Genomic DNA, 15,303 nt, shown 5'->3' with positions numbered 1-15,303 from the left:
CCATGGCCGACAGCATCCCCGCTCCCTTCGACGTCAAGCTCATGAACATCGTCGCGAACATTGCCTTCGCGATGGTGGCGCTCATGCTGCTGGCGGCGGGTGCGTGGTGGGTGCTGCGGCAGCCTTTCTTCCCCATCGGCGGCATCAAGGTGGACGGCGAGGTCACGCACAACAACGCGGTCACGCTGCGCGCCAACGTGGCGCCGCAGCTCACGGGCAACTTCTTCACCATCGACCTGGGGCGCGCACGCGCTGCCTTCGAGTCGGTGCCGTGGGTGCGCAGCGCGGTGGTGCGGCGCGAGTTCCCGAACAAGCTGCGCGTAACGCTGACCGAGCAGGTGCCGGTTGCCAACTGGGGCGACGACGCGGGCTCGAAGCTCATCAACGGCTTCGGCGACGTGTTCGAGGCCAACGTGGCGGAGGTGGACGACAACCTGCCGCGCCTGGATGGCCCGATCGAACAGGCCGGCCAGGTGCTGGGGATGTACCGCGTGCTGCAGCCGCAGTTCCAGCCTTACGACATGAGCATCGACGAGCTCACGCTGTCGAGCCGGGGCAGCTGGAAGGTGGTGCTCGACAGCGGTGCCGAGATAGAGCTCGGCCGCGGCCAGAGCGAGGAGGTGACGGCCCGCCTGCAGCGGTTCCTGAAGACCGTGACCCAGGTCGCGGGCCAGTACCGCCGCACGATGGCCGACGTCGAGGGCGCCGACCTGCGACACAACGACGCGTATGCATTGCGGCTGCGCGGCGTCACCACGGTCTCGCCAGAGGCCCCAAGAAAAATCAAGTAGCGCTCATCGAGAAATCGAGGACATATCTCAATGCCTAAAGAATACAAAGACCTGGTCGTAGGACTCGACATCGGCACCGCCAAGGTGATGGTGGTCGTGGCCGAAGTGCTGCCCGGAGGCGAGCTCAAGCTGGCCGGCCTCGGCATCGCGCCGAGCAACGGCCTGAAGCGCGGCGTGGTGGTGAACATCGACGCCACCGTGCAGAGCATCCAGCAGGCCCTGAAAGAGGCCGAGCTGATGGCCGACTGCAAGATCAGCCGCGTCTACACCGGCATCACCGGCAGCCACATCCGCGGCATCAATTCGAGCGGCATGGTGGCGGTGAAGGACAAGGAAGTGACGCCCGCCGACGTGGCCCGCGTGGTGGAGACGGCCCGCGCCATCAACATCTCGAGCGACCAGCGCCTGCTGCTGGTGGAGCCGCAGGAGTTCGTGATCGACGGCCAGGACGTGAAGGAGCCGATCGGCATGAGCGGCATGCGGCTCGAAGCCAAGGTGCACATCGTGACCGGTGCGCAGAGCGCGGCCGAGAACATCATCAAATGCGTGCGCCGCTGCGGCCTCGAAGTCGACCAGCTGATGCTGAACCCGCTGGCATCGAGCCAGGCGGTGCTGACCGAGGACGAGCGCGAACTCGGCGTGGTGCTGGTCGACATAGGCGCGGGCACGACCGACGTGGCGATCTTCACCAACGGCGCGATCCGCCACACGGCCGTGATCCCGATCGCGGGCGACCTCATCACGAGCGACATTGCCATGGCGCTGCGCACGCCGACGAAGGACGCGGAAGACATCAAGGTCGAGAACGGCTATGCCAAGCAACTGCTGGCCGACCCCGACACGCAAGTCGAAGTGCCGGGCCTCGGCGATCGCGGCCCGCGCATGCTGAGCAAGCAGGCGCTGGCCGGCGTGATCGAGCCGCGCATCGAAGAGATCTTCTCGCTGGTGCAGCAGGTGGTGCGCGAGTCGGGCTACGAAGAGGTGTTGTCGTCGGGCGTGGTGCTCACGGGCGGCAGCGCGGTGATGCCCGGCATGGTCGAGCTCGGCGAAGACATCTTCCTGAAGCCCGTGCGCCGCGGCATCCCGAAGTATTCGAGCGCGCTGTCAGACATGGTTGCGCAGCCTCGCGCAGCGACGGTGATGGGCCTGCTCGAAGAAGCACGTTTTGCGCGCATGCGTGGCTTCAAGGTTGCACAGAAGAATGGGTCGGTAAAGACTGCATTCGGACGTTTCAAAGACTTCATCGTGGGGAATTTCTAGCCATGATCAAGTCTCCACTCTGGCTCGCGCGTGGCAGCCCTCCATTGCATTTCAACGAGCGATGGCGACGAACAGGTCCACCATCGTGACGGACGCATCGTTGATCTCGTCACGGCACAAGAATTATTCATAGACACATAACGGCAACTGCAAGATTCAAGGAGTTAAAAATGACCATCGAAATGATCGAAGTCGAAGAGTTCAATCAGGGCACGCAGATCAAGGTGATCGGTGTTGGCGGTGGCGGCGGCAATGCGGTCGCCCACATGATGGAGCGCGGTGTGCAGGGCGTTCAGTTCGTCTGCGCGAACACCGACGCACAGGCACTGCAGCGCAGCAGCGCGCACAAGATCATCCAGCTCGGCACCAGCGGCCTGGGTGCCGGCAGCAAGCCCGACAAGGGCCGTGAAGCGGCCGAGCTCGCGGTGGACGACATCCGCGCGGCCATCGACGGCGCGCACATGCTGTTCATCACGGCCGGCATGGGCGGCGGCACCGGCACCGGTGCTGCTCCCGTCATCGCGCGCGTCGCGAAGGAAATGGGCATCCTCACCGTGGGTGTGGTGACCAAGCCCTTCGACTGGGAAGGCGGCCGTCGCATGACCAACGCCGACGCCGGCCTGGCCGAGCTCGAAGCGAACGTCGATTCGCTGATCGTTGTGCTCAACGAGAAGCTGCTCGACGTGCTGGGCGAAGACGTCACGCAGGACGAAGCCTTCGCGCAAGCCAACGACGTGCTGAAGAACGCCGTGGGCGGCATCTCGGAAATCATCAATGAGTACGGCGGCGTGAACGTCGACTTCGAAGACGTGCGCACCGTGATGGGCGAGCCCGGCAAGGCCATGATGGGCACTGCTGCCGCAGCCGGCCCGGACCGCGCGCGCATCGCAGCCGAGCAGGCCGTGGCCTGCCCGCTGCTCGAAGGTATCGACCTCTCGGGCGCCAAGGGTGTGCTGGTGCTGGTGACGGCGTCGAAGGGCTCGCTGAAGCTGAACGAATCGAAGCTCGCGATGAACACCATCCGCGCCTACGCTTCGCCGGACGCGCACGTGATCTACGGCGCCGCCTACGACGACAGCCTCGGCGACGAGATGCGCGTGACCGTGGTGGCCACCGGCCTGTCGCGTGCCGATGCCCGCCGCCAGGCACCTACGCTGGAAGTGATCCGCACCGGCACCGACAACATCCCGTTCAACGTGCCGACGCTCGGTGGTACGGGGCACGCCAGTGGTGGCGGCCACAGCCAGCCCAACTACGACGGCATGGCCGTTCCCAGCGTGTGGCGCACCAACCGCACGATGGCCGCAGCGAAGGTGGACGCGCTGTCTTCGGGCGGTATGGACGACTTCGAGATCCCGGCCTTCCTGCGCCGCCAGGCTGATTAAGAGGACACCCCGTTCGATGGTCTCGCTGGAGGCCATCGCGGGGTGAACTTGGCCAGACGCAGAGGGCACGAGGGTTCGCAAGGGGCACAGGGACGACCTGAAAGGGACGTCTGCTGACCCTAGGCGCTGCGCTCACCTCGTGCCCTTTGCGTCCATTTCGCGCCAATTTGGCGGGATTGCATAGAACCCATGTCTATCGGTGCCATAGCGAGGGGCATAGGGCGCCATGCCCGTCGGGCGCCTAAAATCCCGGCCGTGCTGCAACAACGAACCCTCAAGTCGATCAGCCGCGCCGTGGGCGTGGGGCTCCATAGCGGCCAACGCGTGGAGCTGACCCTGCGACCGGCCCCGGCCGACACGGGCATCGTGTTCCGCCGCGTCGACCTGCCCGAGCCAGCCGAGATCCGCATGACTGCCGAGGCGGTCACCGACACGCGCCTTGCATCCACCGTTTCCACCGGCGGCGCCAAGGTGCAGACCGTCGAACACCTGATGTCGGCCTGCGCGGGCCTGGGCATCGACAACCTCTACATCGACATCACGGCCGACGAAGTGCCGATCCTCGACGGGTCGGCCTCGTCCTTCGTGTTCCTGCTGCAAAGCGCGGGCATCGCGCTGCAGAAGGCGCCGCGCCGCTTCATCCGCGTGACTCGCAAGGTCGAAGTGCGCGAAGGCGAGGGCGCCAACGAGAAGTGGGCGAGCCTGGAGCCGTACCACGGCTACAAGCTGAGCTTCGAGATCGACTTCGACCACCGCGTGGTCAATTCCACCGGCCAGCGCGTGGAGTTCGACTTGGGCACCGACTCGTACAGCCGAGACATCGCACGCGCACGCACCTTCGGCTTCACCAAGGACGTCGAGTACATGCGCACCAAGGGCCTCGCGCTCGGTGGTGGGCTCGACAACGCGGTCGTCATGGACGACACCAAGGTGCTCAATGCAGGCGGCCTGCGCTATGACGACGAGTTCGTGAAGCACAAGATCCTCGACGCCATGGGCGACCTGTACATCATCGGCAAGCCGCTGCTGGCGGCCTACACCGCATTCCGCTCGGGCCATGCGCTCAACAACAAGCTGCTGCGTGAGCTGCTTTCGCACAGCGACGCCTACGAAGTCGTGACCTTCGAGGACGAGAAGCGCGCACCGCGCGGTTTCGGCGAAGTCGCCCGCGCCTGGTAGGCCACGCCGTCCCCCATGCTTCTTTTCCGCTGGGCCATCCTGCTGCTTCTGCTGGTGGCGGGCGTGTGCTTTGCGTTCTATGCGGGCACGGGGCAGGCCAAGTACCGGCGCATCGGATGGATCGTGTTGAAGTGGACACTGCTTGCGGCGTTCGGCTTCTTCGCGGTGCTGATCGCCGAGCGCGTCGCGTAGCCTTTGCGTCCTCGTTCGCATGTCCGGAAACGGCATGCGTGGCGGCACGCTGCGGCGCACGATGGCGCCATGAACACCAACACATCCCCCAGCCGGAATCCATTCGGCGTTGAAGATGCGCCCGACCCGGATGGCGCAGATATCGAAGCGTTTGCCCAGAGCATCGAACTGCACGGTGGACCTGATGACCCGAACGCGCCTGCGTGGGGCACACCGGTGAACGACGCGCCGTCCTCGATCGTCGGCGCATGGTCCAGCCGCTGGAATGGCGGCGCCGATCCGACGATTCCCGGTGACTCCGAAGCTGCATGGAAGCAGGGCAAGGCCACCGTACGGGTGGCCGGCAGCCGGTTCTATCTGCTGTTCGATTGGGATGGCGGCGCGCGGCAGGCCCTGCTCGATGTCCGCTATGTCGATCCCGACACGCTCGTGGGCCGCTACATCAACCTGAGCAATCCGGCCATCACGCAGCCCTGGGTGGGCCTGATCGTCGACAACCGCAGGATCGACGGCCGCTGGCCCAACGGGCGATTGGACTTCCGGCGATAGGCCTGCTCAGGCTGCGGCGAGTGCCTGCAAGGCCTGCACCTGCTGCGCAAGCAGCGGCCCCTTGCGGTGCGCAGGCACCAGCAGCATGACCGTGTCTCCCACCGCCTTCGGCCGTCCCCAGGGCGCATGCAGCTTGTCTTGCGCAAGCAATGGCGCGACCAGCCGCTCACGGCCCATCAGCACGCCTTCGCCATCGAGCGCGGCCTGCAGTGCGAGGCTGTAGAGCGAGAAGTCCGGCCCGGCGGCCATTGCTTCGGCTTCGGCCGTCGTGACACCGGGGCGAACAGCCTGCAGCCACCGCGCCCAATCGTCGCGCCACACGGTGTCGTGCAAACCGCCGCAGCGCGCGAGCAGATCCGCCAGGTCATCGAGCGGGCGAGGACGCCCGCTGGGCAGCGCCTGCTGCAGGCGTGGGCTGCACACCGGCAGCAGCCGGTCGCGCACGAGCGGAATCGCTTGCGCACCGACAACGGTCTCGATGTGCTCGCCGGCCCGCGCATAGAACAACCCGAGATCGAAAGGCTCGCGGCGGAAGTTCGGTGGCTGCTCCAGCGCAGTGACCGACACCTGCACGCCGGGCAGTGCGGCCTTCAGTTTCGAGAGCCGGGGCGACAGCCACAGCTGCGCCACGGCTGGCAAGGCAGCCACCTGCAGCGTGCTGCGGCGTGCGGCGGTCTGCGTCTCGTGGCGCAGCGCCTGCACCGCCAGGCCGAGCTGGTCGACGGCCGCGCTGAGCGCTGGCAGTGCGCGCCGCCCGTGCGCGCTGAGGCGAATGCCTTGGCTGTGCCGCTCGAACAGCGCGCCGCCAGCCCAGGTCTCCAGCGTCTTGATCTGCTGCGCGACGGCAGCCGGTGTGACGAAGAGTTCTTCGGCTGCCCGCGCGAAGCTGCCGTGGCGGGCAGCGGCCTCGAAGGCGCGCACGGCCGTGTGCGGCGGCAGGCGGGGGCGGGGCGGTGCGAGTGGCATCGGAACAATCCTTCAGGCCAAGTTTTTCTATGGCTCAGGCCCAGATTATCCGGTTTGCCCGGCTGGCTGCAGCAGGCGACGATGCGGCCATTCAACACTTCCAGCGAGATCCACCGCATGCCAGCCGCCCTGCAACGCCGCCCCTGGGTTCCCGCCGCCAGCGAAGACCATGTGCTCTCCATCGCCGCCGACGCCGCTGCGCGCGACGCGGCGGGAGTCGCCGCCGAGATCGAACGGCTGGTGGCCGACAACCATCGCATCCACGATGTCGAGGGACTGAACCTCAACCCCGCCACCAACGTGATGAACCCGGCCGCCGAAGCGCTGCTGTCGCGCGGGCTCGGCTCACGCCCCTCGCTCGGCTACCCGGGCGACAAGTACGAGATGGGGCTGGAAGCCATCGAGCGCATCGAGGTCGTCGCCGCCGAGCTCGCAGCCGAAGTGTTCGGCGCGAAGTTCGCCGAAGTGCGCGTGAGCTCGGGCGCGCTGTCGAATCTCTACGTGTTCATGGCGACCTGCCAGCCCGGCGACACGATCATCGTGCCGCCGCCCAGCATCGGTGGCCACGTCACGCACCATGCGGCGGGCGCAGCTGGGCTGTATGGCCTGAAGCCGGTTTCCGCGCCGGTGGACGCCGACGGCTACACGGTCGATGTGGTTGCGCTGGCAAAGCTGGCGCGCGAGGTGAAGCCGAAGCTCATCACCATCGGCGGCAGCCTGAACCTGTTCCCGCATCCGGTGCCCGCGATCCGCGAGATTGCCGACAGCGTAGGAGCAAAGCTGCTGTTCGACGCCGCACATCTCTCGGGCATGGTGGCCGGCAAGGCGTGGCCGCAGCCGCTCGAGCAGGGCGCGCATGCAATCACCATGAGCACTTACAAGAGCCTGGGCGGCCCGGCCGGCGGGCTGATCGTGTCGAACGACGCGGCACTGATGGAGCGCATCGATGCCATCGCCTACCCCGGCCTCACTGCCAACTCGGATGCGGGCCGCACCGCCGCGCTGGCCCGCGGGCTGCTCGACTGGAAGGTGCATGGTGTTGCCTATGCGGCTGCGATGCGCGAAACCGCGCAGGCTCTGGCGCGTGCGCTCGATGCGCAAGGCCTGCCCGTGTTCGCGAAGGCGCGCGGCTTCACCCAGTCGCACCAGCTTGCGGTCGAGGCGGCGCGCTGGGGTGGCGGGCAGCATGCGGCGAAGAAGCTCGCGCAGGGCAGCCTGCTGGCTTGCGGCATCGGCTTGCCGACCGCACCAGTGGATGGCGACATCAACGGCCTGCGGCTTGGCGTGCCGGAGATCGTGCGCCTGGGCTTCACGCCCGACGACATGCCGCAGCTGGCCGATTGGATTGCTCGGGCTCTGGCAGGCGATGCGGCCACCGTCGCCGTTGAAGTGCGAGAGCGCCGCAAGCGCCTCGGCGAGCTGCGCTACATCGTGCGCTGAGTCAGCGCGAGCGCCCTTGCCGGTAGGTGCCGGCATGCGTCTTCGACAGCTCGGCCGCCTCCGCGAGCCGAGCCATCGACCGCCCCACCTGCGCGTGCGTGATGGCAATGCCCAGCGCATCCGCCGCGTCGGCGCCCGGCAGGCCCGGCAGTTCGAGCAGCCGCCGCACCATCTCCTGCACCTGCGCCTTGGCGGCCTGGCCGTGGCCGGCCACGGCCTTCTTCATCTGCAGCGCGGTGTACTCGGCCACCGAGAGGTTGTTGCTCACCAGCGCGGTCACGCAGGCGCCGCGCGCCTGTCCCAGCAGCAGCGTCGACTGCGGGTTGACGTTGACAAAAATGATTTCGACCGCCGACGCATCGGGCTGGTAGCGCGCGGTGATCTCCGCGATGCCGTCGAACAGCACCTTCAGGCGTGCCGGGAGGTTGCCTGTGCCCAGGTGCCGGGTGCTGATGGTGCCGCTGGCCACGTAGCGCAGCGCATGGCCGTCCGCGTCGACCACGCCGAAGCCGGTGGTCTGCAAGCCGGGGTCGATGCCAAGAATGCGCATGAAAGGAAGCGAAAAGGCTTACGCCAGTGCAAAGAGGAGAGAGAAGGGACCGAACTATCGCTCGAAAGCAGCGCTATCGCGGGCAGAATCCGTGCCGATTCGTACAGTCTGCCCCGCTTTCCGCAGGGCGCGCCACACAAGGAAGCGAATGTGAATGTAGTCGAGTCCTCAGCGCAGCGGCAACTGGACGAGGCGCAAGCCTTGATCGAACGCCTGCAACAGCACCCCGCCGAACGTGCGGCCGCGAGCTTCCGCCGCATCGAACTGCTCAACGACCTGGGCCGCCGCAACGAGGCGCTGGCCGCCTGTACCCGTCTGCTCGACGAGTACGCAGCCAGGCCCGACGTCGGCGTGGTCGTGCCCTGCTGCCAGGCGCTGCGCCTGCTGGCGCACATGCTGCGCCAGATGCATCGCCCCGCCGACGCGCTCGCCACCCTCGACCGCCTGATCGCAGCGCACGGCCAGCGCAGCGAGCCCGCGATCCGCGAGCACATCGCCCATGCGCTGTATCAGCGCACCTGGTGGATCGACGAGCCCGAGGCGCGCTGCGAAGCCTGCGATGCCATGAGCGAGCTGCTCGACAGCCAGCCCGATGCCGCGCTCGACGCGTGGCGCGTGGAGGCCCGGCTGCTCAAGGCCGAGATCGAACACCACCGCGGCCTGCCGCAGGACGCGCTTGCCACGCTGGAAGCAGTGATCGAGCGCTTCGACGGCAGCACCGACCCCGGCGTGGTGCTGCGCGTGGCGCGTGCGCGCCTGGCCTCGGTGCTGAACCTGCGCGAACTGGCGCAGCACGCACAGGCCCAGGTGATGTGCCTGGCAGTGGCCGACCAGATCGAGGCCGGCCTCGCCGACGCGGCGCCCGAGCTGCGCATCGAGGGCGTGCGGGCGCTGACGCTGTTCTTCGACGGCTTCGGCATCGACGAGCATGCGAACCGCGCCGAGCTGGTCGGCTGGCTGCTCGACCGCTACGGGCGCGACGAGTCGTCGCAGGTGCGCCGCATGGCCGTGCGCCGTGCCTACGACTGGTCGGTGGGGCTGCGCGAGCAGGACGACGGAGAGGTCGCGCTGGCCGCCTGCGAGCGGCTGCTCGTAACCTTCGGTGCGGACACCGATGCCGGCGTGCAGCGCACCGTGGCGGGCGCGCTGCTCAACAAGGGCTTCGTGCTGCTCGAACGGCTCAACCGGCCCGAGGATGCGCTCGCGGTGTACGAGCAACTCGCGAAGCAGCTGAAGGACACGCCCACGCCCGAGCTGCAGGACACCCTGGCCAAGGCCACCGCCGGCCGCCTGGCCTGCCTGAAGCGGTTGCGCAAGGCCGATGCAGAGTTGCCGCCCGAGCTGCGCGACGAGGTGCGCGACAAGGTCAAACAGGGTCGCAAGCACGGCGATGCGGGCGAGTCGCGCGAGGCCATCGCGCTGTTCGACGAAGTGCTGGCCGCGTATTCCGCATCGCCCCATCCCGAGCTGCGTCGCCAGTGCGCGCGGGCGCTCGTCCACAAGGCCTTCTGCCTGGTCGCGCTGGATCGCTTTGCCGAAGTGATCGCCGCAGCCGACGCGATGGACGCGCGCTACGGCGCCGACCCGTCGACGGAGATGCAGGAGACGGTCGCGCTGTGCCTGCAGTACAAGAGCACCGCGCTCGACCGCCTGGGTCTGCACGACGACGAGATGCGGGTGCACGACGAGATCGTCGCGCGCTGGGGCAACTCCGAGCTGCCGGACCTGCGCGGGCGCGTGGTCGGCGCGCTGTTTCGCAAGGGCGCCACGCTGCGCCAAACCGGCCAGCTCAAGGCGGCCGTGGCCTGCTACGACGAGGCCATCGCGCGTACCACCGGCGCGAGGGAAGGCGCGCTGCAGCTGTGGGCCGCCAAGTCGATGATCAACAAGGCCAAGGCGCTCGACAAGCTCGGCGATCCCGTGGGGCAGGCCAAGGCGTATCGCGCGCTCATTGCGCGCTTCGGAGATACGGGAGACGCTGCGCTGCGCGAGCGCGTCGCCAATGCCTGCGAATGGCTGGCCGAGGCCGAGGGCCGGCAGGGGCGCGTGGAGGCGCAGCGCGCGGCGCTCGAAGCCGCGCTGGGCCGTTTCGGCACGGCGTTGTCGGCCGAGCAGCGCACGCGGCTGACGCGCGAGCTGCAGGCGCTGAAGGCCAAGGCCTTCGGGCGCGCAGCGAAGCAGGCCTTCGACCGCGTGGTGCGCCGCAGAGCCTGATGAGGCTCAGGCGTTGAAGTACCAGCGGATGGAGTGAAAGAAGATCGGGGCGGCGAAGCACAGGGCATCAACGCGGTCCAGCAGGCCGTTCGCACCGGTCACGCCGACGCCTTTCTGCCCCCAGTTCGGAATGCCCCGGTCGCGCTTGAGCGCCTTCATCACCAGGTGCCCCATCGACCCCGCGATGCACGCAATGACCGACACCGCGAGCGCCTGCCCGAACTTGAACGGCGTGATGAACGAGAACAGCGCGCCCACCAGGCTCGCCACCACGATGCCGATGCCCCAGCTGGTCCAGTTGAAGCTGCGGCTCACGTTGGGCGCGAAGGGCGCGCGCTGGGTGCGGCGCGAGATCAGGTGCTGCACCAACACCGAGGTCTGCACAACGAACACCAGGAAGAACACGAGGAACGCGCTCTTGCCCTCGTAGCCCGGAAAGCTCAGCAGCAGCAACGCCGGCACGTGGCTCATGCCGTAGACGCAGACCATGATGCCCCACTGCAGCTTGGCGTTGCGCTCCAGGAAGTGGCTCGGGTCGTTGGCCAGCGCGCTCGCCACCGGTATCGCGAGGAACACGTACACCGGGATGAACACGGTGAACAGGTCGAAGCGCGCCGTGGCCACCAGCCAGAACTGGATCGGCAGCACCACGAAGAAGGCGAGGATCAGGCTGCGGTGGTCGCCGCGCCGCGTGGGCGAGAGCGTGATGAACTCGCGCAGCGCGAAGAAGGAGATCAGCGCGAACAGCACGGTGGCCACGGTTTCGCCCAGCGCCCAGCCGATCCAGAAAATGATGACCATGAACCAGGTGGTGCCCAGCAGCGCGCGGAAGTGCGCGAGCTCGGCCTGCCAGGTGGCGTCGTGCACGGGGTTGCGCTTTTCCCTGAAGCTCAGGAAGAAGGCCGTGGTGCTCACGATCACGAGCACGCCGAAGATGATGAGGAAGAGCGCCGCGACCTGGTGGGTCGGAGTGAGGTTGCGCAGGAACTGGTTCATGTCGTCAGACGTCGCGCAATGCGATCACGGCGGCGCGCGCCCGGTCGAGGAAGGGCCGGCGTTCTTCGTCTTCTTCGACGCGGATCGGCGCACCGAAGGTAACGGAGCAGAGGATGGGCACCGGCACGATCTCGCCCTTGGGCATCACGCGCTGCACGTTGTCGATCCATGCCGGCACCAGCACCACCTCGGGGAACATGGTGGCGAGCGTGTAGAGGCCCGACTTGAACTTCTGCGGCTCACCCGTGTGGCCGCGCGTGCCTTCGGGAAAGATGATGATCGAGTCGCCGCTGCGCAGGGCTTCGACGAGCGGTGCGAGTGGGTCGACGGCTGGGGCCGGTGCAGCGACCGGGATTTCTTCGGGCGCCGCGGGCGGTGGCGGCTCTGGAGGAGGCGGCGGAGCGGGCGGCTCGGGAAGGTCGAGCCGGCCCTGCGCTTCGGGCACGGTCTCTGCGGGCGGTGCCGGCGGCGTCAAGGGCAGTAGCGGCTCCATCGAGGGCTCGATGCGCTCGGCAGGCATCGGTGGGCGTTGCGGTGGCGGGGCTTCGGCCACCACAGGTGCGGGGCCAGGAGGTGACGCCGCTGCAGCAGGCGCCGTCGCTTGGCGCTCCACGTACACCGCGTTGAACACCTCCGTCGTGATCCAGCGCTTGACCGGTGTGTTGGCCCAGTAGTCGCGCGCCGCGATCGGCCGCGTGATGCTGCGCAGCTCTTCAGGCAATGCCGCCCAGATCATCACGAGGTCGGCGTGGCTCTGGTGGTTGGCGAAATAGATGCGCTGCTCGGCTTTCGGCGGACAGCCATACCAGCGCGCCTGCGCGCCAGTGAGCAACCGGACGATTCCCAACAACAACCAACCCGTGAGCTTTGCCAGCATATGGGCGCGATGATACGGGCCATGCGATGGCGTTTCGATCCTCTTTCACTCGTGTGGGCGGTGGCCCTGTTTCTTGTTCTCGTGCTGCTGGCCACCGTCGGCGCACGCTGGGGCTGGCTGCGCAGCTTCTTCGGCGACGTGCTGGCCGTGGTGTGGGTGTACTTCGTCTTCAAGGCGGTGATCGGCACGCGGGTGCTGCCGCTGGCGTTGGCTGCGTTGGGCGTGGGCCTCGCGGTCGAACTCGGGCAGTACCTTGCGGCGGCGTGGCACTTGCATATTCCGAACCGCGCGTTGCGCATCGTGCTCGGCAGCACGGCCGACTGGTGGGACGTGCTGGCCTACGTGATCGGCTTTGCTGCCGTGCTGGCCATCGAGGGCCTGCGCGGTGCGGTCGTCAGGGCAGCTCGGCCGCAGGCATCCGCGCCATGACCGTCGACGCCCGCCCACTCAGGTAGGGCGAGCCGATCCGGCGCTCAAAGAACTTGGGGCTCGGCAGCATCACTGCCAGGCGCGCGGCCTCGTTGGTGCTCAGGCGAGAGGCCGGCTTGCGGAAGTAGTACTGCGACGCCGCCTCGGCGCCGAACACGCCTTCGCCCCATTCGACGTTGTTGAGATAGATCTCGAGGATGCGCCGCTTGTCGAGCAGCACTTCGAGCAGCGTGGCGAGCACCAGCTCCTGGCCCTTGCGCAGCAAGGTGCGCTCGCCCGACAGCAGCAGGTTCTTTGCGAGCTGCTGCGTGATGGTGGAGCCGCCACGCAGGCGCACCGGCTGTACCGGCTTGCCGCGCGCCACCGCGCGCGCTGCGCGCTTGGCGGCGAGTTCTTCGGCCCTGGCGTTGCGTTGGCGCGCGCGCTCGATGGCTTCCCACTCCACGCCGTTGTGGTCGACGAAACCGGCGTCCTCGCTTGCGATGACGGCGCGCTTGAGCGTGTCGTTGATCTGCGCGTAGGGCACCCACTCCTGCCGCCAGCCGGCGCCGCTGCCCTGGTGGATAGTGATCTGGAAAGCCTCGGAGCGCTGGAACGCAGTGCTCTGCGGATCGATCACCGCCATCGTTGCGATGCGCACCACGAAGAACAGCTCGAGTGCCACGCCCGCCACCACGAGGCAGGCGATCAGGCGCAGCACTGCCTTCATTTCAGCTCGGCTCGAATTTCAGCCAGCACTTGCGCGGAAGGCGGCCGCACGCCGCGCCAGATCTCGAAGGACTCGGCTGCCTGCTCGACCAGCATGCCGAGCCCGTCGCGCGCGACCGCGCCGTGCGCCTCGGCCCAGGCCATGAAGCCCGCCGCCGCAGGGCCGTACATCATGTCGACCGCGAGTCCGCCAGCGCGCAGCACGCTGGCCTTCACGGGCACTGCATCGCCCGCAAGGCTGGAAGCGGTGGCGTTGACCACCACATCGAAGGTACCCGGCACTTCGTCGAGCGCCCAGGCTTCGAGCGACGCGCCATGGCGCAGCGCAATGGCCGCATGGCGGCGTACCAGTTCGACGGCCTTGCCCACGGTGCGATTGGCCACCACGACGCGCGAAGCGCCCGCGTCGAGCAGCGGCCCGAGCACGCCGGCCGCCGCACCGCCCGCGCCGATCAGCAGCAGCGCCTTGCCTGTCAGCGGCACGGCCGCGTTGCGAACGATGTCGTTGACCAGGCCGATGCCGTCGGTGTTGTCCGCATGGATGCTGCCGTCGGCGTCGAAGCGCAGCGTGTTGACCGCCTGCGCGAGCAGGGCGCGTTCGCTGGTGTGCTGCGCGAGCGCAGCGGCTTCGAACTTGAAGGGCACGGTGATGTTGCAGCCGCGCGCGGTGTCGCCGCGTTCGGCGGCTTCGCTGCGAAAGGCCGCGATGCCTTCGGCAAATGCGCCGAGCGGAATCAGCCGCCGGCCGTAGTCCATCTGCTGGCCGCAGAGCTCGGCAAAACGTGCGTGGATGCGCGGCGAGCGGCTGTGCTCGACGGGGTTGCCCATGACGCAATACAGGTCCATGGCGTCTGCCTTCTTTTGTTGCGTCTGCTTCTACTGCGAGGAGAGTTCGACCGACCCGTCGTGCGCGAACCGGAAGTGCGGCCGGATCACGATCTGGTCGGCGTGCTCCTTGCGCATCGCGTCGGTGAACGTGCCGAAGTTGCCGATGCTGGCAACGATGGCCTGGGCGCGCTTGTCCAGCAGCGCAATGCCCGAGCTTTCATCGACAACCGTCGAGAGCAGGCGACCGTCGAAGTTGACCGTGATGGTCATCGTCAGCTCGCCGTAGAGCTTCTTGCCGGCGAGCGTCGGAAAGTTGGCAGTGCCCTGCGCTTCCACCCGGCGGCGCAGCGAATCGACGTAGGTGGCAAAGGCCGCCTCCCGCGTGAAGGGGCTCAGGAAGCGCTTCTTCGGGCGTGCGTTTTCTTCGTTCACGCGCCGCTCGATTTCGGCCAGCAGATTGATCATCTGGCGGCGCTTTTCTTCCTGCGCCGTGGCCTCGGTCGGGTCCCCGGGGTTGCGCGGGTCGGGCGCGGGCATTGCGGCGAGGTCGCGCTTGAGCTGGGTGAGCATCTGCATCTGCTCGGTCTGCATCGCGTCGACCTTGCGCTGCGCATCTTCGAACGAATCGCCGACGGTGGTGAAGCTCGACGGCGGCAGTGGGCTGGTTGCGCGGCCCTTGTCGAGGTCGCCGCCGCCTGCAAGCGAGGTCTGGGCCCGCAGCCGGGCGCTGGGGTCGGGCTTGTCGTTGGTCTTGCTGTTGACCAGGATCACTTCGAGCGGTGTGTCGCTGAAGACCTTGTTGAACGATTCGGGATCGACGAAGCGCACCGCGAGCAGTGCGGCATGCGCAATGACCGACACGCCCAGTGCAATCTGCAGCGTGCTGAGGTCCTTGAAGTTCATTCTCGAAACTCCTCCAGGGGCCGCATTTCTTCGGAC

16 protein-coding genes are annotated in these 15,303 nt (G+C 67.6%); 9 read left to right on the top strand and 7 right to left on the bottom strand.

Annotated elements, in window-relative coordinates; translation table 11 throughout:
• Positions 1-2 precede the first annotated feature (2 nt).
• The 6 genes from ACSFCA_RS24260 (at position 3) to ACSFCA_RS24235 (ending at position 5,356) form a co-directional block, all read left to right on the top strand.
• Positions 3-791: a cell division protein FtsQ/DivIB gene (locus ACSFCA_RS24260; protein ID WP_093078611.1), complete on the top strand. Its 789-nt coding sequence runs from the start codon at positions 3-5 to the stop codon at positions 789-791.
• Between the two features lie 30 nt (positions 792-821).
• Positions 822-2,051 carry a cell division protein FtsA gene (ftsA, locus tag ACSFCA_RS24255; protein ID WP_007832444.1) on the top strand — a complete coding sequence of 410 codons (1,230 nt, stop codon included), beginning with the start codon at positions 822-824 and terminating at the stop codon, positions 2,049-2,051.
• A 170-nt stretch (positions 2,052-2,221) separates the two neighbouring features.
• The gene (gene ftsZ / locus ACSFCA_RS24250; protein WP_093056258.1) at positions 2,222-3,436 is read left to right on the top strand and encodes a cell division protein FtsZ; all 1,215 of its coding nucleotides are present in this window, start codon (positions 2,222-2,224) and stop codon (positions 3,434-3,436) included.
• Positions 3,437-3,691: 255 nt separating this feature from the next.
• Positions 3,692-4,615, top strand: coding sequence for a UDP-3-O-acyl-N-acetylglucosamine deacetylase (gene lpxC, locus ACSFCA_RS24245; RefSeq protein WP_258351224.1), 924 nt, complete (start codon positions 3,692-3,694; stop codon positions 4,613-4,615).
• Between the two features lie 15 nt (positions 4,616-4,630).
• Complete coding sequence (locus ACSFCA_RS24240) at positions 4,631-4,807, top strand: hypothetical protein (RefSeq protein WP_164713437.1); 177 nt, start codon at positions 4,631-4,633, stop codon at positions 4,805-4,807.
• 69 nt (positions 4,808-4,876) lie between these two features.
• Positions 4,877-5,356 (top strand): hypothetical protein, encoded by a 480-nt coding sequence (locus tag ACSFCA_RS24235; RefSeq protein WP_435461049.1) that lies wholly within the window; start codon positions 4,877-4,879, stop codon positions 5,354-5,356.
• Positions 5,357-5,362: 6 nt separating this feature from the next.
• Here the strand turns inward: ACSFCA_RS24235 and ACSFCA_RS24230 are convergent, their stop codons facing one another.
• On the bottom strand, positions 5,363-6,322 hold the full coding sequence (locus tag ACSFCA_RS24230) for a LysR family transcriptional regulator (RefSeq protein ID WP_435461048.1): 960 nt from the start codon (positions 6,320-6,322) through the stop codon (positions 5,363-5,365).
• A gap of 117 nt (positions 6,323-6,439) precedes the next feature.
• Between ACSFCA_RS24230 and ACSFCA_RS24225 the strand changes: the two genes are divergently transcribed.
• On the top strand, positions 6,440-7,762 hold the full coding sequence (locus tag ACSFCA_RS24225) for a serine hydroxymethyltransferase (protein WP_258351221.1): 1,323 nt from the start codon (positions 6,440-6,442) through the stop codon (positions 7,760-7,762).
• A gap of 1 nt (position 7,763) precedes the next feature.
• On the opposite strand, the gene ruvC is transcribed toward ACSFCA_RS24225, so the two are convergent.
• Complete coding sequence (gene ruvC, locus ACSFCA_RS24220) at positions 7,764-8,312, bottom strand: crossover junction endodeoxyribonuclease RuvC (protein WP_093056250.1); 549 nt, start codon at positions 8,310-8,312, stop codon at positions 7,764-7,766.
• A gap of 150 nt (positions 8,313-8,462) precedes the next feature.
• Between ruvC and ACSFCA_RS24215 the strand changes: the two genes are divergently transcribed.
• On the top strand, positions 8,463-10,526 hold the full coding sequence (locus ACSFCA_RS24215; protein WP_435461047.1) for a tetratricopeptide repeat protein: 2,064 nt from the start codon (positions 8,463-8,465) through the stop codon (positions 10,524-10,526).
• Between the two features lie 6 nt (positions 10,527-10,532).
• Here the strand turns inward: ACSFCA_RS24215 and ACSFCA_RS24210 are convergent, their stop codons facing one another.
• Positions 10,533-11,522, bottom strand: a complete 990-nt coding sequence (locus ACSFCA_RS24210; protein WP_093056246.1) for a phosphatidate cytidylyltransferase — start codon at positions 11,520-11,522, stop codon at positions 10,533-10,535.
• Between the two features lie 4 nt (positions 11,523-11,526).
• A complete protein-coding gene (locus tag ACSFCA_RS24205) occupies positions 11,527-12,399 on the bottom strand; it encodes a lysophospholipid acyltransferase family protein (RefSeq protein WP_435461046.1) in 873 nt (290 codons plus the stop codon).
• 9 nt (positions 12,400-12,408) lie between these two features.
• Between ACSFCA_RS24205 and ACSFCA_RS24200 the strand changes: the two genes are divergently transcribed.
• On the top strand, positions 12,409-12,828 hold the full coding sequence (locus ACSFCA_RS24200) for a ribosomal maturation YjgA family protein (RefSeq protein ID WP_435461136.1): 420 nt from the start codon (positions 12,409-12,411) through the stop codon (positions 12,826-12,828).
• Here ACSFCA_RS24200 and mtgA read toward each other — a convergent pair.
• From mtgA to ACSFCA_RS24185, 3 genes are read right to left on the bottom strand one after another with little or no spacing between them, the layout of a single operon-like run.
• Entirely contained in the window at positions 12,794-13,537 is a 744-nt protein-coding gene (gene mtgA / locus ACSFCA_RS24195) for a monofunctional biosynthetic peptidoglycan transglycosylase (RefSeq protein WP_435461045.1), read from the bottom strand. The genes ACSFCA_RS24200 and mtgA overlap by 35 nt on opposite strands.
• Positions 13,534-14,382 (bottom strand): shikimate dehydrogenase, encoded by an 849-nt coding sequence (gene aroE / locus ACSFCA_RS24190; RefSeq protein ID WP_435461044.1) that lies wholly within the window; start codon positions 14,380-14,382, stop codon positions 13,534-13,536. Before aroE ends, mtgA begins: the two co-directional genes overlap by 4 nt.
• A 30-nt stretch (positions 14,383-14,412) precedes the next feature.
• Entirely contained in the window at positions 14,413-15,267 is an 855-nt protein-coding gene (locus ACSFCA_RS24185; RefSeq protein ID WP_435461043.1) for an energy transducer TonB, read from the bottom strand.
• Positions 15,268-15,303: the final 36 nt, after the last annotated feature.

This window comes from Variovorax multivorans, assembly GCF_051216835.1.
In the GTDB taxonomy this organism is placed as follows: domain Bacteria; phylum Pseudomonadota; class Gammaproteobacteria; order Burkholderiales; family Burkholderiaceae_C; genus Variovorax.
Note: the sequence above shows the minus strand (reverse complement) of the source record. Positions and strands in the feature narration are given on the sequence as shown.